Source organism: Pseudomonas sp. DWP2-2 (genome assembly GCF_049897065.1).
Lineage (GTDB): Bacteria > Pseudomonadota > Gammaproteobacteria > Pseudomonadales > Pseudomonadaceae > Aquipseudomonas > Aquipseudomonas paracarnis.
Map to the genome: position 1 here is coordinate 22,285 of NZ_JAFCVN010000008.1, position 22,911 is coordinate 45,195.

Annotated in this window: 23 protein-coding genes and 5 tRNA genes; 18 read left to right on the plus strand and 10 right to left on the minus strand. The window is 60.0% G+C overall.

Annotated features, from left to right (window positions below):
* The first annotated feature begins 11 nt into the window (after window positions 1-11).
* Window positions 12-416 (plus strand): type IV pilin protein, encoded by a 405-nt coding sequence (locus ACP7CZ_RS18095; RefSeq protein WP_054896885.1) that lies wholly within the window; start codon window positions 12-14, stop codon window positions 414-416.
* Between the two features lie 59 nt (window positions 417-475).
* The gene (thiO, locus tag ACP7CZ_RS18100; protein ID WP_054896886.1) at window positions 476-1,585 is read left to right on the plus strand and encodes a glycine oxidase ThiO; all 1,110 of its coding nucleotides are present in this window, start codon (window positions 476-478) and stop codon (window positions 1,583-1,585) included.
* On the opposite strand, the gene ACP7CZ_RS18105 is transcribed toward thiO, so the two are convergent.
* Both ACP7CZ_RS18105 and ACP7CZ_RS18110 read right to left on the minus strand, forming a co-directional pair.
* The gene (locus ACP7CZ_RS18105) at window positions 1,572-1,805 is read right to left on the minus strand and encodes a PP0621 family protein (RefSeq protein ID WP_054896887.1); all 234 of its coding nucleotides are present in this window, start codon (window positions 1,803-1,805) and stop codon (window positions 1,572-1,574) included. The genes thiO and ACP7CZ_RS18105 overlap by 14 nt on opposite strands.
* A gap of 127 nt (window positions 1,806-1,932) precedes the next feature.
* Window positions 1,933-2,958, minus strand: coding sequence for an outer membrane protein assembly factor BamD (locus ACP7CZ_RS18110; RefSeq protein ID WP_034128050.1), 1,026 nt, complete (start codon window positions 2,956-2,958; stop codon window positions 1,933-1,935).
* A gap of 149 nt (window positions 2,959-3,107) precedes the next feature.
* Here ACP7CZ_RS18110 and rluD point away from each other — a divergent pair, with 149 nt between their 5' ends.
* From rluD to ACP7CZ_RS18145, 7 genes are all read left to right on the plus strand, one after another.
* On the plus strand, window positions 3,108-4,070 hold the full coding sequence (gene rluD / locus ACP7CZ_RS18115; protein WP_003188422.1) for a 23S rRNA pseudouridine(1911/1915/1917) synthase RluD: 963 nt from the start codon (window positions 3,108-3,110) through the stop codon (window positions 4,068-4,070).
* Complete coding sequence (pgeF, locus tag ACP7CZ_RS18120) at window positions 4,067-4,792, plus strand: peptidoglycan editing factor PgeF (protein ID WP_034128049.1); 726 nt, start codon at window positions 4,067-4,069, stop codon at window positions 4,790-4,792. The genes rluD and pgeF overlap by 4 nt, the downstream gene beginning before the upstream one ends.
* A 135-nt stretch (window positions 4,793-4,927) precedes the next feature.
* Complete coding sequence (gene clpB / locus ACP7CZ_RS18125) at window positions 4,928-7,492, plus strand: ATP-dependent chaperone ClpB (protein WP_003188426.1); 2,565 nt, start codon at window positions 4,928-4,930, stop codon at window positions 7,490-7,492.
* 295 nt (window positions 7,493-7,787) lie between these two features.
* Window positions 7,788-7,863: transfer RNA gene (locus tag ACP7CZ_RS18130), tRNA-Asn, on the plus strand.
* A 9-nt stretch (window positions 7,864-7,872) separates the two neighbouring features.
* Window positions 7,873-7,949, plus strand: a tRNA-Pro gene (locus ACP7CZ_RS18135).
* Window positions 7,950-7,954: 5 nt separating this feature from the next.
* Window positions 7,955-8,030 (plus strand) — tRNA-Lys (locus ACP7CZ_RS18140).
* Between the two features lie 94 nt (window positions 8,031-8,124).
* A tRNA-Pro gene (locus tag ACP7CZ_RS18145) sits at window positions 8,125-8,201 on the plus strand.
* 128 nt (window positions 8,202-8,329) lie between these two features.
* On the opposite strand, the gene ACP7CZ_RS18150 is transcribed toward ACP7CZ_RS18145, so the two are convergent.
* Genes ACP7CZ_RS18150 through ACP7CZ_RS18160 form a run of 3 tightly spaced genes read right to left on the minus strand, consistent with a single transcriptional unit; the run spans window position 8,330 to window position 10,546 of the window.
* Window positions 8,330-9,628 (minus strand): NAD(P)/FAD-dependent oxidoreductase, encoded by a 1,299-nt coding sequence (locus ACP7CZ_RS18150; RefSeq protein WP_032903990.1) that lies wholly within the window; start codon window positions 9,626-9,628, stop codon window positions 8,330-8,332.
* Between the two features lie 60 nt (window positions 9,629-9,688).
* On the minus strand, window positions 9,689-9,862 hold the full coding sequence (locus ACP7CZ_RS18155; protein WP_034126248.1) for a DUF3094 family protein: 174 nt from the start codon (window positions 9,860-9,862) through the stop codon (window positions 9,689-9,691).
* A 54-nt stretch (window positions 9,863-9,916) separates the two neighbouring features.
* Window positions 9,917-10,546 (minus strand): DUF1780 domain-containing protein, encoded by a 630-nt coding sequence (locus tag ACP7CZ_RS18160; protein WP_294160684.1) that lies wholly within the window; start codon window positions 10,544-10,546, stop codon window positions 9,917-9,919.
* Window positions 10,547-10,674: 128 nt separating this feature from the next.
* On the opposite strand from ACP7CZ_RS18160, the gene ACP7CZ_RS18165 reads away from it, so the two are divergent.
* Both ACP7CZ_RS18165 and ACP7CZ_RS18170 read left to right on the plus strand, forming a co-directional pair.
* Entirely contained in the window at window positions 10,675-11,364 is a 690-nt protein-coding gene (locus ACP7CZ_RS18165) for an energy-coupling factor ABC transporter permease (protein ID WP_105225693.1), read from the plus strand.
* A 64-nt stretch (window positions 11,365-11,428) separates the two neighbouring features.
* Window positions 11,429-11,644, plus strand: a complete 216-nt coding sequence (locus tag ACP7CZ_RS18170; protein WP_034126250.1) for a hypothetical protein — start codon at window positions 11,429-11,431, stop codon at window positions 11,642-11,644.
* Here ACP7CZ_RS18170 and yacG read toward each other — a convergent pair.
* From yacG to ACP7CZ_RS18190, 4 genes are read right to left on the minus strand one after another with little or no spacing between them, the layout of a single operon-like run.
* Window positions 11,641-11,841: a DNA gyrase inhibitor YacG gene (yacG, locus tag ACP7CZ_RS18175; protein ID WP_003188437.1), complete on the minus strand. Its 201-nt coding sequence runs from the start codon at window positions 11,839-11,841 to the stop codon at window positions 11,641-11,643. The two genes, ACP7CZ_RS18170 and yacG, sit on opposite strands and share 4 nt — an antisense overlap.
* Window positions 11,838-12,461, minus strand: a complete 624-nt coding sequence (coaE, locus tag ACP7CZ_RS18180) for a dephospho-CoA kinase (protein WP_057976744.1) — start codon at window positions 12,459-12,461, stop codon at window positions 11,838-11,840. The genes yacG and coaE overlap by 4 nt, the downstream gene beginning before the upstream one ends.
* Window positions 12,458-13,324, minus strand: coding sequence for a prepilin peptidase (locus ACP7CZ_RS18185; RefSeq protein ID WP_198791017.1), 867 nt, complete (start codon window positions 13,322-13,324; stop codon window positions 12,458-12,460). The genes coaE and ACP7CZ_RS18185 overlap by 4 nt, the downstream gene beginning before the upstream one ends.
* Window positions 13,321-14,529: a type II secretion system F family protein gene (locus tag ACP7CZ_RS18190; RefSeq protein ID WP_181123710.1), complete on the minus strand. Its 1,209-nt coding sequence runs from the start codon at window positions 14,527-14,529 to the stop codon at window positions 13,321-13,323. The genes ACP7CZ_RS18185 and ACP7CZ_RS18190 overlap by 4 nt, the downstream gene beginning before the upstream one ends.
* A gap of 201 nt (window positions 14,530-14,730) precedes the next feature.
* Here ACP7CZ_RS18190 and ACP7CZ_RS18195 point away from each other — a divergent pair, with 201 nt between their 5' ends.
* The 3 genes from ACP7CZ_RS18195 to ACP7CZ_RS18205 all read left to right on the plus strand — a co-directional run bounded on the left by ACP7CZ_RS18195 (window position 14,731) and on the right by ACP7CZ_RS18205 (window position 15,739).
* Window positions 14,731-15,144: a pilin gene (locus tag ACP7CZ_RS18195; RefSeq protein WP_294160752.1), complete on the plus strand. Its 414-nt coding sequence runs from the start codon at window positions 14,731-14,733 to the stop codon at window positions 15,142-15,144.
* 64 nt (window positions 15,145-15,208) lie between these two features.
* Window positions 15,209-15,284 (plus strand) — tRNA-Thr (locus ACP7CZ_RS18200).
* Window positions 15,285-15,433: 149 nt separating this feature from the next.
* Window positions 15,434-15,739 (plus strand): DUF6388 family protein, encoded by a 306-nt coding sequence (locus ACP7CZ_RS18205; RefSeq protein ID WP_034126255.1) that lies wholly within the window; start codon window positions 15,434-15,436, stop codon window positions 15,737-15,739.
* Window positions 15,740-15,909: 170 nt separating this feature from the next.
* Here the strand turns inward: ACP7CZ_RS18205 and nadC are convergent, their stop codons facing one another.
* Window positions 15,910-16,758: a carboxylating nicotinate-nucleotide diphosphorylase gene (gene nadC / locus ACP7CZ_RS18210; protein WP_034126256.1), complete on the minus strand. Its 849-nt coding sequence runs from the start codon at window positions 16,756-16,758 to the stop codon at window positions 15,910-15,912.
* Window positions 16,759-17,003: 245 nt separating this feature from the next.
* Between nadC and ACP7CZ_RS18215 the strand changes: the two genes are divergently transcribed.
* From ACP7CZ_RS18215 to ACP7CZ_RS18230, 4 genes are all read left to right on the plus strand, one after another.
* Window positions 17,004-19,151: a DUF1631 domain-containing protein gene (locus tag ACP7CZ_RS18215; RefSeq protein ID WP_294160755.1), complete on the plus strand. Its 2,148-nt coding sequence runs from the start codon at window positions 17,004-17,006 to the stop codon at window positions 19,149-19,151.
* Between the two features lie 61 nt (window positions 19,152-19,212).
* The gene (ampD, locus tag ACP7CZ_RS18220; protein ID WP_054896894.1) at window positions 19,213-19,776 is read left to right on the plus strand and encodes a 1,6-anhydro-N-acetylmuramyl-L-alanine amidase AmpD; all 564 of its coding nucleotides are present in this window, start codon (window positions 19,213-19,215) and stop codon (window positions 19,774-19,776) included.
* Window positions 19,773-20,609 carry a regulatory signaling modulator protein AmpE gene (ampE, locus tag ACP7CZ_RS18225; RefSeq protein WP_034126259.1) on the plus strand — a complete coding sequence of 279 codons (837 nt, stop codon included), beginning with the start codon at window positions 19,773-19,775 and terminating at the stop codon, window positions 20,607-20,609. Before ampD ends, ampE begins: the two co-directional genes overlap by 4 nt.
* Before the next feature lie 1,590 nt (window positions 20,610-22,199).
* Window positions 22,200-22,904: a methyl-accepting chemotaxis protein gene (locus ACP7CZ_RS18230; RefSeq protein WP_411828864.1), complete on the plus strand. Its 705-nt coding sequence runs from the start codon at window positions 22,200-22,202 to the stop codon at window positions 22,902-22,904.
* Window positions 22,905-22,911 lie beyond the last annotated feature (7 nt).

Consider the following 22,911-nt stretch of genomic DNA (forward strand, 5'->3'; position numbering starts at 1 on the left):
GGAGCAATCGGATGGGCAAGGAGAGCCAGGGTTTTACCCTGATTGAGTTACTGATCGTCGTGGCGATCATCGCGTTGCTGGCCGGGATTGCGTATCCCGGGTACCTCAGCCAGGTGAAGAAGGCGTATCGGGCGCAGATCGTCGCGTTGTTGAGCGAACAGGCCCAGCAACTGGAGCGTTCTTATACGAGGAATGGCACTTTTATTGATGCAGGCGACGTCAGCGCGGGCAATGATCATTATAGAATCAGTGCCGTCCTCAACCCTCAGGATTTTGACCTGCTCGCCACACCCGCTGCGGACTCGGTCATGGCGAACGACGCGTGCGCAGCATTCAGCTTGACCAGCACCGGTATGCGCGGCAACCCGGGAGCAGGGCCTGAAATGTCGCCCAAGGTCTGCTGGGGGCAAGGATGAGCGTACTTGAAGCGTGGGCGCCGGGCGCGCCTTTCCCTGTTTATCGGCTGGATCAAATGATGGCTAAGCAACAGCAAGTGGTGATTGTCGGCGGCGGAGTAATCGGGCTGTTGACGGCGTACAACCTCGCCAGTGAGGGCCAGGCGGTCACGCTGCTGGAGCGCGGTGGGCTTGGGCAAGAGGCTTCCTGGGCGGGCGGTGGGATTGTCTCGCCGTTGTACCCGTGGCGCTATAGCCAGGCGGTCACTGCCTTGGCCCATTGGTCCCAGGATTTTTACCCTCAACTGGCGCAACGGCTATTTGCTGCTACCGGCGTCGATCCGGAGGTACATACCACGGGTTTGTATTGGCTCGACCTGGATGACGAAGCGCAAGCACTGGCCTGGGCTGCCCGTGAAGGGCGACCGTTGAGCAAGGTGGATGTATCGGCGGCCCATGACGCGGTGCCGGTGCTGGGGGGCGGCTACTCCCAGGCGATCTACATGGCCAACGTGGCCAATATTCGCAACCCGCGCCTGGTCAAATCATTGAAGGCGGCGCTGCTGGCGTTGCCGAACGTGACGATTCGCGAGCAATGCGATGTGTCGGGCTTTGTACTCGGCGGCGGCAGGGTGGTGGGTGTGAATACCGCTACGGGCCACGTTTTGGGGGATCACGTGGTGCTCGCGGCCGGCGCCTGGAGCGGGCAACTGCTGGATACGCTGGGCTTGGGGCTACCCGTGGAGCCGGTTAAAGGCCAGATGATCCTGTACAAATGCGCGTCCGATTTTTTATCCAGCATGGTCCTGGCCAAGGGGCGTTATGCGATCCCGCGGCGGGATGGGCACATCCTGATCGGCAGCACGTTGGAGTATGAGGGATTCGACAAGACGCCGACCGACACCGCGCTTGAAAGCCTCAAGGCATCTGCGCAGGAACTGATTCCCGCCTTGACGGACGCCGAAGTGGTCGGGCATTGGGCCGGTTTGCGGCCTGGCTCACCCGAAGGTATACCGTTTATCGGTGAGGTCCCTGGCTTCAGGGGGCTGTGGCTCAATTGTGGGCATTACCGCAATGGTCTGGTACTCGCACCGGCATCTTGCCAGTTGTTCACCGACTTGCTGCTGGCGCGGGCTCCGATCATCGATCCAGCGCCTTACGCCCCCGCAGGTCGCCTCAACGCTGGATAGACTTTGGCCCTTGTTCCAGGTGCGCCTGGGTGCAGTACCATTCCTGAGGTGAGCTCAGTGCGCGATCCTGCGGCAGGTGCACGCCACAGTGAGCGCAACGCACCATCAGGGCTGCATCCGGCTCGGCAGGCCGTTGCTGACGGGAGGCAGGGTTTTTGAATTTGCGCCAGAACCATACCGCGGCAGCAATGACGGCAATCCAGAACAGTAGACGAAGCATGATGGGCAGTTTCTCGCAAAGGAATGCGCCAGTTTAGCCAAGGTGGTCACGGGCGCACAGGGCAATAAATACTCGCTCATAAAAAAGGGAGCTCCTTCAGAGCTCCCTTTTGCGTTGCGTCGAACAATCAGTCGAACACACCGAAGGTCATGTAGCTGAACCACGAACGGTCCTGGTTGTCGCCCAGGGCTTGCGGCTCTTCTTCTTCGATCACATCGCCGTTCTCGTCGTGCGGCTTGAGCTCCGAAGGAATGGCGTCCTTGGCGTCCTGGTACTGCTTGATCACGTCCTGGTTGGCGCGGGTTTCACCCGGCGGCAGCGGTGGACGGGACTCGATCAGGCCCAGGGTGTACTTGCTCAGCCACGAACGGTTGTCCGCTTCGTCAACCTGAGGCACGAACTGGCCGTCTTTCAGGCTAGGGTGGTCAGGGTAGTTGAGCTTCAGGGTTTCCAGGCTGGTAGTCGCGAGGGTGTCCAGGTGCAGACGCTGGTAAGCCTCGGTCATCACGGCCAGGCCGTCACCCACGGACGGGGTTTCCTGGAAGTTTTCCACCACGTAGCGGCCACGGTTGGCTGCGGCCACATAAGCCTGACGGGTCAGGTAGTAGTGGGCCACGTGGATCTCGTACGAAGCCAGCAGGTTGCGCAGGTAGATCATGCGCTGCTTGGCGTCCGGCGCATAGCGGCTGTTGGGGTAGCGGCTGGTCAGCTGGGCGAACTCGTTATAGGAGTCGCGGGCAGCACCCGGGTCGCGCTTGGTCATGTCCAGCGGCAGGAAGCGCGCCAGCAGGCCAACATCCTGGTCGAACGAGGTCAGGCCCTTCATGTAGTAGGCGTAATCCACGTTCGGGTGCTGCGGGTGCAGGCGGATGAAACGCTCGGCAGCGGACTTGGCAGCTTCCGGCTCGGCGTTCTTGTAGTTGGCGTAGATCAGCTCAAGCTGGGCCTGGTCGGCATAGCGGCCGAACGGGTAACGCGACTCCAATGCCTTCAGCTTCGCTGTGGCGCTGGTGAAGCTATTATTGTCCAAGTCTGTCTGAGCTTGCTGGTACAGCTCGACTTCGCTCAGGTTTTCGTCGACGACGTCCTTTGTTGACGAGCAAGCAGCAGTCATGGCGAGGATGGCGATCAGCAGCAGGTGTTTCACTTGCATGGCGGCTTGCGTCCCTATGACGGCCGCTGTCTTGGGCGGGGCCGTCCTGTTATGATGAGCGCCCCGTTGAAAGCCTCGGGGCAAAAGACGCCGTATTTAACCACAAGCGCGCAGCCGAAACCAAAGGCTACGCCACGCCTAGTCTGAGCATGTCCGATAAAATTGAACTTCGCGCAGAGGTGCCGTCCGAATTGGGCGGCCAACGCCTCGATCAAGTCGCCGCACAATTATTCGCTGAGCACTCGCGCTCGCGCCTTTCCGCCTGGATCAAAGACGGCCGCCTGACTGTGGATGGAGCGGTTATCCGCCCGCGAGACATAGTCCATGGCGGTGCGATTCTTGAGCTGACTGCCGAGCAGGAAGCCCAGGGAGAATGGGTTGCCCAGGACATCGAGCTGGATATCGTCTATGAAGACGACGACATCCTGGTCATCAACAAACCCGCGGGCCTGGTGGTTCACCCGGCCGCCGGGCACGCTGATGGCACCTTGCTCAATGCCCTGTTGCACCACGTGCCGGACATCATCAATGTGCCGCGCTGCGGCATCGTGCACCGTCTGGACAAGGACACCACCGGCCTTATGGTGGTAGCCAAGACCATTCAGGCGCAGACGCAACTGGTTACGCAATTGCAGAGCCGTAGCGTCAGCCGCATCTATGAGTGCATTGTGATCGGCGTCGTTGTGGCCGGTGGCAAAATCAACGCGCCCATTGGTCGTCACGGCCAGCAGCGCCAGCGTATGGCGGTGATGGAGGGCGGCAAGCAGGCCGTCAGCCACTACCGTGTGCTGGAGCGTTTCCGCTCCCACACCCATGTGCGGGTCAAGCTGGAAACCGGGCGTACCCACCAGATTCGCGTGCACATGGCGCACATCAACTTTCCGTTGGTCGGCGACCCAGCCTACGGTGGCCGCTTCCGTATTCCGCCGGCGGCCAGCCAGACCATGGTTGAGTCGCTCAAGACGTTCCCGCGCCAGGCACTGCATGCACGCTTCCTGGAACTGGATCATCCGACGAGCGGTAAGCGCATGAGCTGGGAATCGCCACTTCCAGACGATCTGGTCTGGCTGCTTTCGCTTCTCAAGCAGGATCGCGAGGCGTTTGTCGGATGAATGACTGGCTGATACCTGACTGGCCCGCGCCGGCCCGGGTAAAAGCCTGCGTCACCACCCGTGCGGGCGGCGTCAGCCTGGCGCCGTTCGACAGCCTCAACCTGGGCGATCATGTCGAGGACAGCCTTGAGGCCGTCCTTGAAAATCGTCGTCGCCTGAGTGACGCCTTCGATATCCAGCCTGCCTGGTTGCGTCAAGTCCATGGCACTCAGGTGGTTGAGGCCGATCCGGGCCGTACTGTCGAGGCAGACGGCAGTTGGACCAGCACCGCTGGCATCGCCTGCACATCCATGACCGCCGATTGCCTGCCTGCGCTGTTCTGTAATCGAGCGGGCACCCGCGTTGCTGCAGCCCATGCCGGTTGGCGTGGCTTGGCCGCTGGGGTGCTGGAGGCCGCGTTCGAAAGCCTGGATAGCGCTCCCGCAGACGTTCTGGTCTGGCTCGGCCCTGCCATTGGCCCGCAAGCCTTCGAAGTTGGCCCGGAGGTGCGTGAAGTGTTCATGCAGCAACTGCCGGCCACCGCTGAAGCCTTTGTTCCCAGCCACAACGCTGGCAAGTTCATGGCCGACATCTACCAGCTGGCGCGTCTGCGTCTGGGAGTGCGCGGTGTTTCCGCTGTGTATGGTGGCGGTTTGTGCACTGTGACCGACCCGCGTTTCTTTTCTTATCGCCGCAGCCCGCGTACGGGCCGATTCGCCTCCCTTATCTGGCTTGAACGCTAGACTGTCCTGACCTGTATCAACCGTCCGCCGCTTGAAACGCCCAGAATCCACCCCATCTATAAGGGTATCTGGCAGGTTTCTTCATTCAGGATGTGTTTGTTCATAGCTCCGGCCTGCTCAAAAGGAAGGTGACTAATGCGTATTGATCGTTTAACCAGCAAATTACAGTTGGCCTTGTCCGACTCTCAATCCTTGGCGGTGGGCCTCGACCACCCGGCCATTGAACCTGCGCACTTGATGCAGGCACTCCTGGAACAGCAAGGTGGTTCTATCAAACCCTTGCTGATGCAGGTGGGCTTTGACGTTAACAGCCTGCGCAAGGAGTTGAGCAAAGAGCTCGACCAACTGCCGAAAATCCAGAATCCCACCGGTGACGTGAATATGTCCCAGGATCTGGCGCGCCTGCTCAACCAGGCCGACCGCCTGGCCCAGCAGAAAGGTGACCAGTTCATCTCCAGCGAACTGGTGCTGCTCGCCGCCATGGACGACAACAGCAAGCTCGGCAAATTGTTGCTGGGCCAGGGCGTGAGCAAGAAAGCCCTGGAAAACGCCATCAACAACCTGCGTGGCGGCGAGGCGGTGAACGACCCTAACCATGAGGAGTCGCGCCAGGCCTTGGACAAATACACCGTAGACCTGACCAAGCGTGCCGAAGAAGGCAAGCTGGACCCGGTGATCGGCCGTGACGACGAGATTCGTCGCACCATCCAGGTGTTGCAACGTCGCACCAAGAACAACCCGGTGTTGATCGGTGAACCTGGCGTGGGTAAAACCGCGATTGCCGAGGGCTTGGCCCAGCGCATCATTAATGGTGAAGTGCCAGACGGCCTCAAAGGCAAGCGCCTGCTGTCTCTGGATATGGGCTCGCTGATTGCCGGTGCCAAGTTCCGGGGTGAGTTCGAAGAGCGCCTCAAATCCTTGCTTAACGAATTGTCGAAGCAGGAAGGGCAGATCATTCTGTTTATCGACGAATTGCACACCATGGTCGGCGCCGGTAAGGGCGAAGGCTCCATGGACGCCGGCAACATGCTCAAGCCCGCCTTGGCGCGGGGTGAGTTGCACTGCGTCGGCGCTACTACGCTCAACGAATACCGTCAGTACATCGAAAAGGACGCAGCCCTTGAGCGTCGCTTCCAGAAAGTGCTGGTGGAAGAACCGAGCGAAGAAGACACCATCGCGATCCTGCGTGGCCTGAAAGAGCGCTATGAGGTCCACCATAAGGTGGCGATCACCGACGGTGCGATCATTGCGGCGGCCAAATTGAGCCATCGCTATATCACCGATCGCCAGTTGCCGGACAAGGCTATCGACCTGATCGACGAAGCGGCCAGCCGCATCCGTATGGAGATCGATTCCAAGCCGGAAGTGCTGGATCGCCTGGATCGGCGCCTGATTCAACTGAAAGTCGAATCCCAGGCGTTGAAGAAAGAAGAAGACGAAGCGGCCAAGAAGCGCCTGGAAAAACTCCAGGAAGAAATTGTCCGCCTGGAACGTGAGTATTCGGACCTCGAAGAAATCTGGACCTCGGAAAAAGCCGAAGTACAGGGTTCGGCGCAGATCCAGCAAAAGATCGAGCAGTCTCGCCAGGAACTTGAAGCGGCGCGCCGCAAAGGCGACCTGAACCGCATGGCCGAGTTGCAGTATGGGGTGATCCCGGACCTGGAACGCAGCCTGCAGATGGTCGACCAGCACGGCAAGCCTGAAAACCAGTTGCTGCGCAGCAAGGTGACGGAGGAAGAAATTGCCGAAGTAGTCTCCAAGTGGACCGGTATTCCTGTGTCTAAGATGCTCGAAGGCGAGCGCGACAAGTTGCTGAAGATGGAAAGCCTGTTGCATCAGCGCGTCATCGGCCAGGAAGAGGCCGTGGTGGCGGTGTCCAACGCGGTACGGCGTTCCCGGGCAGGTTTGTCCGACCCGAACCGTCCAAGCGGCTCGTTCATGTTCCTCGGCCCGACCGGTGTGGGTAAGACCGAGTTGTGCAAGGCCCTGGCCGAGTTCCTCTTTGATACTGAAGAGGCCATGGTGCGGATCGATATGTCCGAATTCATGGAGAAACACTCGGTGGCTCGCCTTATCGGCGCACCGCCAGGCTATGTAGGCTATGAAGAGGGCGGTTATCTGACCGAAGCCGTGCGGCGCAAGCCTTACTCGGTGATCCTGCTGGATGAGGTCGAGAAGGCGCACCCGGATGTGTTCAACATCTTGCTGCAGGTGCTGGAGGATGGTCGCTTGACGGACAGCCACGGGCGTACGGTGGACTTCCGCAATACGGTGATCGTGATGACTTCCAACCTGGGGTCGGCACAGATCCAGGAATTGGTGGGTGATCGTGAAGCTCAGCGTGCGGCGGTGATGGACGCGTTGACCACGCACTTCCGTCCGGAATTCATCAACCGGGTCGATGAAGTGGTGATCTTCGAGCCTCTGGCGCGGGATCAGATCGCGGGCATCACCGAGATCCAGTTGGGCCGCCTGCGTAGCCGTCTGGCTGAGCGCGAACTGGACCTTGAGCTGAGCGGCGAAGCGTTGGACAAGCTGATCGCGGTCGGTTACGACCCGGTGTATGGCGCACGGCCACTCAAACGTGCGATCCAGCGCTGGATCGAGAACCCACTGGCGCAGCTGATTCTGTCGGGCAGCTTTATGCCTGGCACCCGCGTCACGGCGACGGTGAAAGACGACGAAATCGTCTTCCATTAAGCCCTGCGCTTGGCGCAACCATAGAAGGCCCCGCATTGCGGGGCCTTTTTTTTCGATAGGGCGTTGAACTGTAAGGCAAAGGCTTGTAAAGTGCGCCCCGCAGCAACGTCAGCCCACGGGTTTCTTCTCCCCAAGAAGAAATCAGAAAGAAGCGCAAATCATTGTCTTAAAAGCAATTTAAAGGGTTGACAGGGGTTTTTAAGATTGTAGAATAGCGCGCCTCAGAGACGCTAACGTAGCGATACGGACAGGGTCGAAGAGGAAGCAACACAGCAGTAACTTTGAAATATGTAGTTCCGTGATAGCTCAGTCGGTAGAGCAAATGACTGTTAATCATTGGGTCCCAGGTTCGAGTCCTGGTCACGGAGCCAATTTCAAACCGGGGTATAGCGCAGTCCGGTAGCGCGCCTGCTTTGGGAGCAGGATGTCGGGAGTTCGAATCCCCCTACCCCGACCATATTTGGGTCGTTAGCTCAGTTGGTAGAGCAGTTGGCTTTTAACCAATTGGTCGTAGGTTCGAATCCCACACGACCCACCATTTTTGAGACCAGTTAACGCTGGAATCGAATCTTAAGATCAGAGGCCAAAAGCGCTGATCGAAGAAGGCGACTGAAAGGTCGCCTTTTTATTACCGGGGTATAGCGCAGTCCGGTAGCGCGCCTGCTTTGGGAGCAGGATGTCGGGAGTTCGAATCCCCCTACCCCGACCATATTAAAAATCCTCGTATCGAAAGATACGGGGATTTTTTTTGTGCTCGCGAATCCTGAATTCTCCGCAAAACAAATGTGGGAGCAAGCCCGCTCCCACATTTGCCAGGCCTCCTTCGAGACCAGGTTGTTAGTGCAATTTAAGGCGTGGCTCGGTGCCGCGGCCGATCTTGCTGCCCAGCATCAGCATCGCCGTGCGGAAGAACCCATACAGCGCCATCTGGTGCATGCGGTACAGCGACACGTAGAACATCCGCGCCAGCCAGCCTTCCAGCATCACACTGCCCGTCAAATTGCCCATCAGGTTACCCACCGCGGAAAAGCGCGACAGCGAGATCAGCGAGCCGTAGTCGGTGTACGTGTAGGTCGGCAGCTCCTTGCCTTCGATTCGTAGCTTCAGCGACTTGGCGAGCAATGAGGCCTGTTGATGAGCCGCTTGGGCACGTGGCGGCACATTGCGGTCGGTGCCCGGTTGCGGGCACGCGGCGCAATCACCAAAGGCGAAGATATTTTCGTCGCGGGTGGTTTGCAGAGTTTGCAGGACTTGCAGTTGGTTGATGCGGTTGGTTTCCAGACCGTCGATGTCCTTGAGGAAACCGGGTGCGCGGATACCGGCCGCCCAGACCTTGAGGCTGGCCGGAATCACCTGGCCGCTGCTGGTGATCAAGGCATCGGCAGTTACTTCACTGACCGCCGAGTTGGTCAGTACCGTCACCCCTAGTTTTTCCAGGGTCTTGTGCACTGGCCCACCGATCCGCTCCGGCAGTGCAGGCAATACCCGCGGGCCGGCTTCGATCAGGGTGATGTGCATGTTTTCCGGCTTGATACGATCCAGGCCATAGGCGGCCAGTTCATGGGCGGCGTTATGCAGCTCGGCGGCCAGCTCGACCCCGGTGGCACCGGCACCCACGATGGCGACGCTAATCTGTTCAACGGCGTCGGTCTGCCCGGCATGGGCGCGCAGGTAGTGGTTGAGCAGTTGCTGATGGAAGCGCTCGGCCTGCTTGCGGGTATCGAGGAACAGGCAATGTTGCGCTGCGCCCTCAGTGCCGAAGTCGTTGGTAGTGCTGCCTACCGCAATCACCAGGCTGTCATAGCCCAGCACGCGGGCAGGCACCAGTTCGCGGCCTTCTTCGTCGAGGGTGGCGGCCAGCTGGATTTTCTTCTGCTCACGGTCAAGCCCGCTCATGCGCCCTAGCTGGAACTCGAAGTGGTTCCATTTCGCCTGGGCAACATAGTTGAGTTCGTCTTCAGATGAGTTCAGTGAGCCGGCCGCGACTTCGTGCAGTAACGGCTTCCAGATGTGGGTCAGGTTGGTGTCGACCAGCGTGATGCTGGCCTTGCCACGCTTGCCCAGAGTCTTACCCAGGCGGGTAGCCAACTCCAGGCCGCCGGCACCGCCGCCGACGATAATAATACGATGGGTCATGGGGATATCTCGCAAGGCTAAAAGAAATCGGAGCAGTTACCCTCGCGAGCGCCATGCGGCTCATAGCGTCAGGTAACTCAATAGGCGGCTCAGCGCACCGAGCCCGATCACCACGACCAGCACCACGCAGAGGAGCAGCCACGGCCGGAAAGGCTTGCGCTCGACTCTGTGCTGGGAAAGTCGCAGGTACTCTTCGACACGCTCTTGGTCATCGGGTTTCAGGCGGCTGGTCATAAAGGCCTCGTCAGGTAGACGTTGCAAAGGGGCGCCACGTTACAGCCAGGGGCATCAAAGGCTGATGCCGACATCAAACACTATGCTGCGGCCAAGGTTGTTGCGCAAGAAATCCGGCGCGTCCGGGTGCGCGAACAACACCCGGGCGAAGGTTGGACCCACCAGTGACAGCGAGCGCCAGCCCTGGCGCAGGTATTCGGTCGGCGGCGGAAAATGGCTGTTGAGGTCCAGTACTTCGCGCTTGAGGCTGGTAAACGCAATAAGGTCCAGCTCCCCCAAGTCCATCCCGCGCTCTTTATAGTTGTGGGCTTTTTTACGCAGTGTGGGGGCCAGGCGCAGGAGGAATTCATGGGCGGGGATTCGCCGTGGCTTGGCTTCGCGCCGTACCAGTTGGCTCAAGGAGAAAGCACTGCGCCTGCGCAGCAACTCATCGCGCCACTCGTCGTTCAGGCGGCGGCCCTCATCCAACACAAAAAAGACCTCGAAGCTGGCGTCGCGAAACAACACGTCGGGCGGCTCCTGGCCCGCTGCGTGGAATTCTTCGACACGGTAGGGCACATTCAAGCCTTGCAACAGGCGCTGGCAGACCCAACGCTCACGCTCCCACTTGCGGGCATTGGACAGAAACGCATTGGCTTGTTCGGCTGCTACGGTGAGCAGGCGCAAAAAATCTGAGTCATCCATAGTCGCAGCTTAGCGTTCAAATGATGACCACAGGAAGTCTTGCCTTAAAACCCGGGTGTAGAATGCTTGCGTGAAACAGGCCCAGGGACGAGGTGTGTGATGAGGTTTTTGGTGAAGGCAGAGCATCCGTGATCAGTGCAGCGGTTCTGGCACCCCAGACTCTCGGCTTCGGCTGGCTGGTATATGCGCCCGTGATGATGTGGGCGATCCTGCGCTCGCCATGGGTGGAGTTGTTTGCCGACCGTCGGCGCCAGCATTTGCTGTTCGGTACGGTGTTTGCGCTGTTCATGCTGTGGCTGGTGCGACGGGATTTCGATACCGGCGTGTCCTACCACTTTATCGGCATGACCGCCGTGACCTTGCTGCTGGATTGGCCGCTGGCAATCGTCGGAGGCTTTGCCGCCCAGCTTGGCTTGATGTTGCTGGGGCGCCAGGACCTGGCCGCGCTTGGCATCAATGGCCTGCTGCTGATCGTGCTGCCAGTGCTGGTCACCGAAGGGTGCGCGCTGCTGGTAGAGCGGGCGCAGCCGAGAAACCCCTTTGTGTATATCTTCTGTTCGGGCTTTTTTGCTGCCGCACTGTCGGCATTGCTGTGCCTGTTGGCCGGCCTGGGCCTGTTGTGGTTAGACGGTCTTTTTGCGATGCCTGAGTGGTTGGAAGATTTTGTCGGTTACCTATGGCTGATCATCTTTCCCGAAGCTTTCATCAACGGCATGGTCATCAGCGCGCTGGTGGTGTTTTGCCCGGAATGGCTGGAGACGTTCAACCGTACCCGCTACCTCTCGGCGCCGTGGAAGGACGACGATTCGCGGCGTTGATCCAGGTCAAATGCCAGGCAGCGGCGCGGGTCCATGCTCTGCAAAATTTTCAGGAGCACGGATCATGAGTGTGTACGAGTGGGCACGGCAGGAGTTGCGCAGAAGCCAGGATGCAGCGCAGGAAATCGGTTTTGACCCCGGGTTGACCTTGCGCGCCATGCTCAGTGCGGTGGTGCAGCAAAGCAAGGGGGTACGCAGTTTTGAAGACCTGGCCGACGAGTTGCAATACCTTGCAGAAAACCTCGACGACCAGCAGGATTATGCCTTTATGCGGCCTTAGTGGCGCGGCGGCAGGTCTTCGGAAAACAGTTCATCTTCGGCGTCAGGGGCCACGGGAATCTTGTGTTCTTCAGCGGCCCAGGCGCCCAGGTCGATAAGCTTGCAACGGTCCGAGCAGAACGGTCGGTTGAGGTTGGTCGCTTTCCATTCCACGGGTGCACCGCAGGTTGGGCAGTCGACGGTCAAGGGTTGGCTCATGATCGGCCTCCACGCAAAGTAAGGTAAAAGTGGTGCAGTCGCTCGACCTCGCCGTGCAGCCAGGCGAGGTCCTTATCGTTGACCAGCACGTCATCGGCATGGTTCAGGCGGTCTTCGCGGCTGGACTGGGCCTTGAGAATCGCCTGCACCTGTTGTTCGCTGATGCCGTCGCGCTGCAGGGTACGCTGAATCTGCAGCGATTGCGGCACGTCGATCACCAGGATGCGCTGGGTCATGCTGTACTGTCCGGACTCGATCAGCAGCGGCGACACCAGGATCGCGTAGGGCGATTGGGCGCGTGCCAGGTGGCTGCGAATTTCCTCGGCGATCAGCGGGTGCAGCAAGGCTTCCAGCCACAGGCGCTCTTGTGGGATCTCAAAGATCAGTTTGCGCAGCGCGGCACGGTCCAGCTGGCCGTCGGGTTGCAGCACGCTGGCGCCGAAATGTTCGGCGATGCGTGCCAGGGCAGGGCGGCCAGGCTCGACCACCCAGCGCGCGGCATGATCGGCATCCACCAGGTCGATGCCCAGCTTGATAAAGTGCTCGGCCGCAGCGCTTTTGCCGCTGCCAATGCCGCCCGTGAGCCCAAGAATCCAGGGTGTTGCAACAGAAGTGGTCATCTGAAACCGACAGACTGCAAATAGAAGTCGGTTATTTGACCACCCCAGAGCAATGCAATCCAGCCGGCAATTGCCAGGCAGGGGCCAAACGGCATTGGCGCTGACACCTGGGCCTTACGCAAATGCAGCAGGATCAGCCCGGCAAATACGCCCAGCAGCGAGGCCATCAGCAGGGTCATCGGCAGAATCTGCCAGCCGCCCCAGGCTCCCAGCAAGGCCAATAACTTGAAGTCGCCATGGCCCATGCCGTCTTTGCCGGTGGCCAGCTTGAACAGCCAGAACAGGCACCACAAGCTCATGTAGCCGATGACCGCGCCCCACAGTGCATCGGGCAGTGGCGTCAGCAGGTCAGCACTGTTGAGGATCAGCCCCAGCCATAGCAGCGGCAGCACCAGCACATCCGGCAGCAGTTGGTGATCCAGATCAATCAGGCTCATGCCCAGCAAGCCCCAACTCAACAGCATCACCGCGCCGGCTTGCCAGCCGAAGCCGAAGTGCCAGGCGACAGCGGTTGAGATCAGCGCGCACGCGAGTTCGGTGAGGGGGTAACGCAGGCCGATGGGCTCGCGGCAGTGGGCACAACGCCCCCGGAGCAGCAGGTAGCTGAGCACCGGGATATTTTCCCAAGGCCGAATCGGTTGATTGCAGTGCGGGCAGCAGGAGTTCGGGTGCATCAGGTTATAGGCCGGCCCACCGGGCTCGGCTGGCAAGTCGAGAATCTCATGGGCCTGGGCACGCCATTCCCGCTCGAGCATTTTGGGCAGGCGCCACGCCAGCACATTGAGGAAGCTGCCGACGATCATGCCCAACACCAGCGCCAGGCCAACAAACGCCCAGGGATGTTCGCTCAGCAGCAGGCTCAAAACGCCGTCCCCAATTGAAACACCGGCAGGTACATGGCGACTACCAGCGCGCCGACAACCCCTCCCAATACGACCATGATCAGCGGCTCCATCAGGCTAGTGAGGTTGTCGACCAAGGTATCCACGTCTGACTCGTAGTGGTTCGCGACTTTTTCCAGCATGCGGTCCAGGGTGCCGGACTCCTCCCCGATTGCGGTCATCTGGATCGCCATGCCTGGGAACAGGCCGCTGTTATGCATCGATTGATTCAACTGCATGCCTGTGGATACATCGTGGCGCATACGTTCGATTGCCTGTTTGAAGGGGCCATTGCCGACGGCGCCGGCCACCGAACCCAATGCCTGTACCAGAGGGACGCCCGCCGCAAAGGTGGTGGAAAGTGTGCGAGCGTAGCGAGCAACCGCAGATTTGTGCAGCAGTTTGCCTGCCACGGGTACTTTCAACAAACCTGCCGCCAACCAATGGCGAAAGCCCGAGTAAGTTCGATAAGCGTGATGCCCAGCGACCATTATGGCGCCCACGGCCAGCGCCAGCATCCACCACGCGTGTTGCAACAGCTCCGACAGTGCAATGACCGCCAGGGTAAACCCGGGCAATTGGCCGTTGACCCCGGCGAACAAGTTCTGGAACTGCGGCACAACGTGAATCAACAGGACTGTGCTCACCCCTGTGGCAATTACCAGTACCGCGACAGGGTAGGTCATGGCTTTCTTGATCCTGGTTTTGAGCCGTTGGCTTTTTTCCAGATGAATCGCCACGCGCTCGAGCAAGGTTTCCAGGGCGCCGGCTATTTCGCCAGCTGCTACCAGATTGCAATACAACTCATCGAAGTAGCGGGGATATTGACGCAGGGCAGCGGCCAAGGGGTGGCCGCTGGCAATGTGCTGTTTCAACGCCTTCACCAGTTCGCGCAGCTGTAGGTTTTCGACGCCTTCGCTGATGATGTCGAAGGCTTGCAGCAGCGGGATGCCGGCTTTGAGCAAGGTGGCTAACTGGCGAGTGAACAGGGCAATATCTGCGGGCGTTATTCGCGTCTTGAAGATGTGTAAACCGTAAGATTTCTTGCGCACACGCTCAGGGCAGATCCCTTGCTGGCGCAGTTGTACCTTGATCAGCGCAAGGTTATGCCCGGCGATTTGCCCGGAAACCCGGCGGCCTTTGCGGTTGATGCCTTCCCAGGCATAGATTGTCGACGTGTCGTTCATGTGAGGTTGGCGCACCCAGGTCGTGAAGATTTTATAGCTTAGTCAGGTGGCGAATTCGGGCAGGCTGGCGCTGGGCGATAAAATGTCAGATTGTGCGTCTTGCAGGCGAACGGCTGCGTGGGGATGAGTACACTGGCGCCGTTGCACACTACGGGGCGCAGGATGCGCCTTGTCATGGTTCTATTCTGGAGAGTGAAAGAGATGCGTCAAAAAGGTTTTACCTTGATCGAATTATTGATCGTCGTGGCAATCATCGGCATTTTGGCCACCATCGGTCTGCCCATGTACACCAAGCACCAGGCCAAGGCCAAGTTCACGGCGGGGTTGGCTGAAATCAGCGCGCTAAAGGCCGGCTATGAGGACGCCATCAACCAGGGCACCTTGCCAACCCTGGCCCTCATCGGTGGCGCCAGCCCTACCGCCAACTGCGTGATCGAAGCGACAGGCGATGTGGCCTCGGGCGCAGGCTCCATCCGTTGTGAAATCTTGGACGCGCCCGCGCCCGTGCTCGGCAAGACCATCACCTTGACCCGCAGCGCCACCACCGGCTGGAGCTGTGCCACCACGGTAGAGCCGCAGTACGCTGCCAAGGGCTGCGGCGCCAACGGCGCGTGACAGTCGCCGGGCGGTGAGCGAGTTGGTTGCTGCATGCCCAATGCAGTGCTAGCTTTAGCCCACCGCCCGTGTAGCTCAGCCGGTAGAGCAGCGCACTCGTAACGCGAAGGTCGCAGGTTCGATTCCTGTCTCGGGCACCACAGGCACCACTGTTTCAACGGCAATGTTTTCAGATGATCCCAGAATGGTTCTGAAGGCCAGGTGAGCCGGGCATTTGCCCCCGCTCTTTTGTATCTGCGCAACCTTGAAGACCCAGATGCATTCCCATTCCTCGATCTAAGAGAACGACATGACCACGACTGAGATGACCCAGGAAGCACGGCACGAACAAGCGCTCAAGCATTACCTTGAAGCGACGCCGCAGCTTAAAGAAGAGATCAAGGACCTGAGTGCCGACGATCAGCGCGACCAGATTCAGTGGGCATTCGAAGATGAGGCCGAGAGTCAGGGCTACCAGCCTTGGGAGTTGACCCTCAAGTACACCTCGACGCCGGAAGAGTTCGAAGCCGCGCGGTTGGCCTTGCACAAAGAGGCGGCCGAGGTGCTGGGTGTCGATTGGGACGAGTACTGCGAGATGAATAATCTGGTGGTCTAGGCACGGCGGGCTTGTTGTGGCGAGGGAGCTTGCTCCCGCTGGGCTGCGAAGCAGCCCCAAATTGGATAATCGAAATACATCAGGTGTACGTCGATGAACGGTTTGGGAGCGCTGCGCACTCCAGCGGGAGCAAGCTCCCTCGCCACAATCGCCCGGCCCTGCATGGTTTCTCAGATGCTCAGGCGCATCGACAGATCCACCGCCTTCACATCCTTGGTCATCGCGCCGATGGAGATGTAGTCCACGCCGGTTTCAGCGATAGGCAGCAAGGTGGTTTCATTGATCCCGCCGCTGGCTTCCAGCTTGGCCTTGCCTGCGTTCAGGCGCACGGCTTCGCGCATGTCTTCCAGGCTCAGTTCATCCAGCATGATGATGTCGGCACCCGCCGCCAGGGCCTCGCGTAATTCCTCCAGGCTTTCCACTTCGATTTCCACCGGCTTGCCCGGGGCAATCTTGTGGGCGGCGGTGATCGCTTGGGCAATACCACCGCAGGCGGCGATGTGGTTTTCCTTGATCAGGAACGCGTCATACAGCCCGATACGGTGGTTGTGGCAACCGCCGCAGGTCACCGCATATTTCTGCGCTAAACGCAGGCCGGGCAATGTCTTGCGGGTGTCCAGCAGCTTGACCTGGGTGCTGGCGACAAAGTCCGCCAAAAATTGCGCACGGGTGGCAACCCCTGACAGCAATTGCAGAAAATTCAACGCGCTACGTTCACCACTGAGCAGCGAGCGGGCCGGGCCCTCAAGGTGGAACAACGCCTGGTTGGGGCTCACTCGTTCACCATCAGCCACCTGCCAGTGCACAGCGACCCGTGGGTCCAGTTGACGAAACACCGCATCCACCCACGCCGTGCCGGCGATAACAGCCGCCTCACGGGTAATGATCGTGGCCTTGGCCAGTCGTTCGGCCGGGATCAACTGCGCGGTGATGTCGCCACTGCCGATGTCTTCCAGCAGTGCGCGGCGCACGTTGGCTTCGATTTCGGCGGTGAGGTCGGCAAGACGGAGGTTCGGCATAACAGGCTCCACAAACAAAGTGCCTCGATTATAGGGCCAGCGTGCGTTCTAACCCAGGCTCGCCACTCATTTACCGCACAAAGTCAGAGTGTGCTGGCGCAACTGCCCTCGTTTGCAAGATAATCTCGCGCCTTGCAATTGGCGTCATAGCTTTGACGTCCTGGTGGTGATCGGGTGTTTGCAGTGCCTGCCGGGCCTGCGCTCCGTCTCTCCACCGCTCAAAACCGCCGTTTCAGGAGGCCAGGATGCACAATGACGGGAAGGTGGTGCCTATCAACAGGGCGCAGGCCACGCCATCGCCGCTCGCGCGCCTGCCGGTGGTGTTGCTGCAGGTGCGTGACAAGGCTGCGCAACAGCTGCAGCAAGGCTTGCAGGAACTGTTCGATAACGCCGACGACACCCTGTTCGAAATGGCCGAAAAGGCCCGTAGCACCGTCGACCATCATATTTTTTTCGAGGCCATGCGCGACCTGCGCCTCAAGCGCAAGAACTTCGAGCGCGTGTTTATGGAGCAGCTGTTTGTGGCGTTCGCCAACCTGGGCCAGGCCCGGTGCAGCGGTGCACACCTGGTGCCGCTGGTGTCTTATGAGGCGGCACCCGGCACCAGCGCGGATGATGTGGAAAAAGCCGTGGCTCTGGAGGCGATGCTTGGTAGGGTGCGGCATCGCGATGGCTTGGCCCTGGGGCAGTTGGACGCACGCTTGAGTGAACTGCTCGGCAGGCGCCTGGAGGACCCTGAAAACCCCTTGGGCCCTGCGCGGCTTTGTGAGTTTTTCCTGCAAGCAGGGCGCAGCCTGGGGGTGGAGATTCGCGTCAAGCTGGTCATGCTCAAGCTGTTTGAGAAATACGTGCTCAGTGATGCCGACCTGTTGTATGGCGAGGCCAACCAATTGTTGATCGCCACCGGCGTATTGCCGCAACTCAAGACGGTCCCGTCCCGTCGAGCTGGCGGGCGCGAGGCCCGGGAGCACCAGCATTACACCAGCCAAGTGGTGGCCGACCCGCCGCTGGATAAAAGCGGCCAGCAAGCGTTCAGTGCCTTGCAAAAGTTACTGGTGGCCGTGCGTGGCAGCGTGGCCCCGACCCTTGAAGCCAGTGCCGAGCCGCAGCCGATTGCCACCCGCGATCTGCTACGGCTGTTGTCGCATTTGCAGCAATATGTCCCGGAGCCCGGTGGCGAGGACGATTTCGACCTGCGCAACCAGCTGGAACAGTTGCTGACCCGGGGCAGCGTCAAAAGCGGCAAGTCGAGGGTGTTAGAAGAGGCAGACGAAGATGTGACCAATCTGGTCGCCATGCTGTTTGAGTTCATGTTCGATGACAGCGGTGTGCCGGACGCTTTCAAGGCGCTGATCGCTCGCTTGCAGATCCCGCTGCTGAAAGTGGCGGTGCTGGACAAGAGCCTGTTCAGTTGCGCAGAGCATCCGGCGCGGCGCTTGCTCAATGACATCGCGAGTGCCGTCATCGGCTGGAGCCCGCCCTATGACCACCCACGGGACAATCTCTATCTGTGTATCGAGCAACTCGTACAGCGTGTGCTGAATGAGTTCGTCGAAGACCCGGCGATTTTCTCCCAGTTGCTCACCACGTTCAGCGCATTCATAGCCCAGGAGCGCAAGCGCAGCGAGCGACTTGAGCGACATACCCGTGACGCCGAGCAAGAGCGCCTGCAGGTCGAGGTGGCGCGCCAGCGTGTGGCGCACGTGCTCAATCGGCGGCTCGTGGGCAAAACCTTGCCGCAATCGGTGCTGCAATTTGTGCAGCAGGCCTGGAGCCAGGTGCTGTTAGTGGCCGTTCTCAAGCACGGTGAACAATCGCTGCAGTGGCAGGCGGCACTGCGCACCGTGGATGAATTGATCTGGAGCGTCGGCCTGCGTGAAGACACCGAAGCGGGCCGGCGTTTGCTCGAGCAATTACCCGGGCTGCTCAAGGCCTTGCGTGACGGGTTGGCCGGTGCGGCCTTCGATCCTTTCAGTACCCGCGAGTTCTTCCTGCGGTTGCAGGCCATGCATGTTCAGCCGCTCGACGGCGAGGTGCTGGTTGAAGCCCGTGAGCCTTTTATCCTGGGGGCTGGCCCGCCGGGTGCCGACGAACCACTGCCCCATGATGACCCCGACCTGCTCAAAGCCAAGCAGTTGCGAGCCGGTACCTGGGTAGCGCTGCAGCAAAATGAAGCCGGTACCCTGCGCTGCAAATTGACCGCCATCATGCCGCCCGCCGATACCTATGTTTTTGTCAGCCGCGCCGGCCTCAAGGTGTTGGAGAAAAGCGCGGGCCAGTTAGCGCTGGCGTTCAAGCAGGGCGTCCTGCACGCCTTGGATGATGGCCCGCTGTTCGAGCGTGCGCTGGCAGCGGTGGTGGACAACCTGCGGCAACTCAATCGCGGCAAGTGATCGCAACCGCAGGGTGGAACGCGGCATACTGGTCACACCTCTTATCATTCAAGGAGCCTGTATGCAGTTGGACCCCGCCAGCGGTTGGTGCCAGGGCATTCGTCATTGCCCTTCGCCCAACTTCAACGAGCGCCCTGAAGGCGAAATCTCGCTGTTGGTGGTGCATAACATCAGTTTGCCCCCGGCGCAGTTCAACACCGGCAAGGTGCAGGAATTTTTCCAGAACCGCCTGGATATCTCAGAGCATCCCTATTTTGAAGGGATCGCGAGCCTACGAGTGTCTGCGCATTTTCTGATTGAACGTGACGGCACTGTGACGCAATTTGTTTCGTGCCGCGACCGAGCCTGGCATGCCGGTATTTCCGTCTTTGAAGGGCGCGAGGTCTGCAACGATTTTTCTCTGGGAATCGAGCTGGAAGGCACGGATGACCTACCGTTTACCAATGCCCAGTATGCGGCGTTGATCGACCTGACACGCCAACTGCTGGCCGCATACCCAGATATCACCCGCCAACGTATTTGTGGTCACAGCGACATCGCTCCGGGGCGCAAGACCGACCCGGGCCCCGCTTTTGATTGGGCGCGCTTTCGCAGCGCCCTGCAGGATGGAGGACACGAACGATGAGTTTCCTGGTGTTGGTGCTGGCCGTGTGGATCGAGAAATTCTCGGCTTTGCGCCTGCGGTTGCAGCGCGACGGTGGATGGCTGCGTGAGCTGGCCAAGCTGGAATCGAGCCCGCGCATGGGCAAGCGCCCCTGGTTGATCCTGCTGATATTGGTGCTGCTGCCGGTGGCATTGCTGGCATTGTTGTTGCTGGTCCTGGAACCGGTGGCCTATGGCCTGTTGGCATTGCCGGTGCACTTGCTGGTGGTGATCTACAGCCTGGGCCGTGGCGATCTATTGGCGGGGCTGGGGCCGTTTCGCGACGCCTGGCGGCGCGGTGACCTGCAAGCGGCCGAGCATGTGGCCGAACGCGACCTCAAACTTGGCGCCGACAGTGGCGAGCAATTGCTGGAGCGCGTCCAGGGCTACCTGCTGTGGCAGGCGTATCAAAGCTTTTTCGCGGTGATTTTCTGGTATTTCCTGCTGGGCCCGGTGGCCGCCCTGGCCTACCGCCTGTTGGCGCTGGCCAGCGAAAACAGCCAGAACCCGTTGGTGGCCGAGCGCGCCACGCAACTGCGCCACGCGTTTGACTGGTTGCCGGTACGCCTGCTGGCGGCCAGCTTTGCCTTGGTGGGTAATTTCGTCGGGGTCAGCCGTGTGATGCTCCACGAACTGTTGAGCTGGGACATCAGCGCGGCACAGTTGGTGGAAAGAGTCGGCCTGGCCGCCGCGGAAATTCCTGCGCCCGTGGTGGGGGCCGATGGCATCAACAGCCTGGATCGCCTGTGGGAACTGCTGCTGCGTGCGGCGGTGCTGTGGTATGCCGGGTTTGCGATCTGGACGGTGTTGCCCTGATGGTAGGAGCGAGCTTGCTCGCGAAAAACGTCAACGATAACGCGTGCTTCCTGAATAAACGCGGCGTCTGTGAGTCTTTCGCGAGCAAGCTCGCTCCTACATGGCGTTAGGGCTTTCCCCTTGCCACATTTGGCCTCCAGACACGCCGTTAACCTTACGTTACAAAACTCCCTTTCGAATTGAGCTATACAGATAGAGCGCCAAATAGTGGCTATCTGCCGCCGCCCTGCGCCTCAATAAAAATAAAAGAAGGGGAGGTCACCTGTGAAGAGCTTGCTCTATCCCGCCGTCGCGCTGATGAACCGCCTGAGTTTCGGCATGAAGTTCAGCCTGATCAGCGTGCTGTTCCTGCTGCCGATGCTGGCGACCAACTATTACCTGGTGCGCGACTCGTGGCGTGAATACCAGGGCACCCGGGTCGAACTGCAGAGTCTCGACCTGCTCGGCAGCAGCCTGGCGTTGCGCCGCGATCTGGAAACCCTCAACAACCAGGTAGAGATCAATGCCACCCTCGGCCAGTCCGGTAAAGCGGCAGACCTGGAGACCAGGATCAGCGCCTTGGAAGCGAGTGTAGTGGGGCGCTTGCAAGGCTTGCGCGCCATCGCGACCCAGCCCGAGCAAGTTGCCGTCTTCGACAGTAAGCGCGATGAGCTGATCGCTGCGTTCAAGGCCCAGCAACAGGAAACTTCGTTGCTCAACAAAGCGGCGTTGATCGGCAAGTTACTCAACCAGGCCCAGATGTTCAGCCAGATCATTGCCAGCCAAGCCGGCTTGAGCCGTGATCCGCAAAGTGATCTGCGCCAGCTCAGCGACCTGGTCACCACCGTCACCCCTCAAGTCACCCAGGCCTTGGGCGAAGGCCGTGCGATGGGCGCGTACTCCCTGGGGCAGGGCTTTATCAATTCATCCTCCAGCACCCGTTTTGACGAACTGCTGCAGCAGCTGGAAAAACTCCACGGGGAATATGGCTTGAAGCTGCAGGACGCGTTGGGCGCCAGCCAGGCCGCGCATGCAGCCCTCGACGTTTCGGCGCAAGCCAGCCGGGCCAGCCTCAAGCAAGGCAGCGAGTTTTTTGAAGAGCAGGTGGTGATGGCCGAGACCCTCGATACGTCTTGGCAGGGTTTTTATGACGGCGTCAGCCAGTTGATGGCCAAGACCTATCAATTGGATGACGCCACCCTGGCGTTCCTCGGGCAGCAGTTGCAGCAACGCCTGGCGCAAAACCGCCTGCACATGGTGTTGCTGGTCACGGCCCTGGCGGCGGTATTTGCGTTGATTTTCTATCTCTATGCCGGTTTCTTTGTCTCCACTCGCACCACCTTGCGCCGCCTGGGGGCGATGATGGACAAAGTGGCGGCAGGTGACATGACGGTCACCTTCGTTGCTCAAAGCCGCGACGAGCTGGGCGACTTGGGCCAGGTGTTCAATGGCACCGTGGCCAAGATTCATGACCTGATCGAACGTGTTGGGAATACGGTCAGCCAGGTGGAGTTGCAGGCCGGCCAGGTGCAGGCGGTGTCGGCACAGAGTAACCAGGCGGTGTCCGGCCAGCGCAGCCAGATCGAACAAGTGGCGACCGCGATGAACCAGATGTCCGCCACCGCCCAAGAGGTGGCGCGCAGCGCGGCGGCGGCGGTCAGCAGTGCCCAGAGCGTCAATGATGAAACGGTCAACGGGCGTGCGCTGGTGCAATCCCAGCAAGGCGGCATCGCACGCCTGGCGGCGGAGATTGACGAATCGGTGCGGGTGATCAACCAACTGGCTGCCGACAGCCAGTCCATCAGCAGCGTCCTGGAAGTAATCAAGAGCATTGCCGAGCAGACCAACCTGCTGGCGCTCAACGCGGCCATCGAAGCCGCGCGCGCTGGTGACCAAGGGCGTGGTTTTGCGGTGGTGGCCGACGAGGTGCGCACCCTGGCTCGGCGCACCCAGCACTCCACCGAGGAAATCGAGCAGATGATCAGCCGCTTGCACAGCGGCGTGGGCGCGGCGGTGAAGGCCATGGGCAGCAGCCATGAAATGGCGAATGGCACGGTGGGGCAGTCGGAAAAAGTCCAGCAAGCCCTGGAAAATATCCTGGGGGCAGTTGGGATGATCGTCGATCAGAACCAGCAAATCGCCGCCGCCGTGGAGCAACAAACGGCGGTCGCCCAAGACATCGACCAGAACATTGTCGAAATCAACCGTGCTGGCGAGCATGCAGCGCAAGGCGCCCAGCACACGGAAGCGGCCAGTCGACAACTGGCAACCCAGGTGGTTGAGTTGAAGCAATTGATTGGTGCGTTTCGGGTGTAGGGCGGTT

What these genes read in the sequence shown, in the direction of transcription:
- ACP7CZ_RS18095 (WP_054896885.1), top strand. Translation starts at nt 12, where the DNA reads ATGGGCAAGGAGAGCCAGGGTTTTACCCTGATTGAGTTACTGATCGTC.
- thiO (WP_054896886.1), top strand. Translation starts at nt 476, where the DNA reads ATGGCTAAGCAACAGCAAGTGGTGATTGTCGGCGGCGGAGTAATCGGG.
- ACP7CZ_RS18105 (WP_054896887.1), bottom strand. Translation starts at nt 1,805, where the DNA reads ATGCTTCGTCTACTGTTCTGGATTGCCGTCATTGCTGCCGCGGTATGG.
- ACP7CZ_RS18110 (WP_034128050.1), bottom strand. Translation starts at nt 2,958, where the DNA reads ATGCAAGTGAAACACCTGCTGCTGATCGCCATCCTCGCCATGACTGCT.
- rluD (WP_003188422.1), top strand. Translation starts at nt 3,108, where the DNA reads ATGTCCGATAAAATTGAACTTCGCGCAGAGGTGCCGTCCGAATTGGGC.
- pgeF (WP_034128049.1), top strand. Translation starts at nt 4,067, where the DNA reads ATGAATGACTGGCTGATACCTGACTGGCCCGCGCCGGCCCGGGTAAAA.
- clpB (WP_003188426.1), top strand. Translation starts at nt 4,928, where the DNA reads ATGCGTATTGATCGTTTAACCAGCAAATTACAGTTGGCCTTGTCCGAC.
- ACP7CZ_RS18150 (WP_032903990.1), bottom strand. Translation starts at nt 9,628, where the DNA reads ATGACCCATCGTATTATTATCGTCGGCGGCGGTGCCGGCGGCCTGGAG.
- ACP7CZ_RS18155 (WP_034126248.1), bottom strand. Translation starts at nt 9,862, where the DNA reads ATGACCAGCCGCCTGAAACCCGATGACCAAGAGCGTGTCGAAGAGTAC.
- ACP7CZ_RS18160 (WP_294160684.1), bottom strand. Translation starts at nt 10,546, where the DNA reads ATGGATGACTCAGATTTTTTGCGCCTGCTCACCGTAGCAGCCGAACAA.
- ACP7CZ_RS18170 (WP_034126250.1), top strand. Translation starts at nt 11,429, where the DNA reads ATGAGTGTGTACGAGTGGGCACGGCAGGAGTTGCGCAGAAGCCAGGAT.
- yacG (WP_003188437.1), bottom strand. Translation starts at nt 11,841, where the DNA reads ATGAGCCAACCCTTGACCGTCGACTGCCCAACCTGCGGTGCACCCGTG.
- coaE (WP_057976744.1), bottom strand. Translation starts at nt 12,461, where the DNA reads ATGACCACTTCTGTTGCAACACCCTGGATTCTTGGGCTCACGGGCGGC.
- ACP7CZ_RS18190 (WP_181123710.1), bottom strand. Translation starts at nt 14,529, where the DNA reads ATGAACGACACGTCGACAATCTATGCCTGGGAAGGCATCAACCGCAAA.
- ACP7CZ_RS18195 (WP_294160752.1), top strand. Translation starts at nt 14,731, where the DNA reads ATGCGTCAAAAAGGTTTTACCTTGATCGAATTATTGATCGTCGTGGCA.
- ACP7CZ_RS18205 (WP_034126255.1), top strand. Translation starts at nt 15,434, where the DNA reads ATGACCACGACTGAGATGACCCAGGAAGCACGGCACGAACAAGCGCTC.
- nadC (WP_034126256.1), bottom strand. Translation starts at nt 16,758, where the DNA reads ATGCCGAACCTCCGTCTTGCCGACCTCACCGCCGAAATCGAAGCCAAC.
- ACP7CZ_RS18215 (WP_294160755.1), top strand. Translation starts at nt 17,004, where the DNA reads ATGCACAATGACGGGAAGGTGGTGCCTATCAACAGGGCGCAGGCCACG.
- ampD (WP_054896894.1), top strand. Translation starts at nt 19,213, where the DNA reads ATGCAGTTGGACCCCGCCAGCGGTTGGTGCCAGGGCATTCGTCATTGC.
- ampE (WP_034126259.1), top strand. Translation starts at nt 19,773, where the DNA reads ATGAGTTTCCTGGTGTTGGTGCTGGCCGTGTGGATCGAGAAATTCTCG.
- ACP7CZ_RS18230 (WP_411828864.1), top strand. Translation starts at nt 22,200, where the DNA reads ATGTCCGCCACCGCCCAAGAGGTGGCGCGCAGCGCGGCGGCGGCGGTC.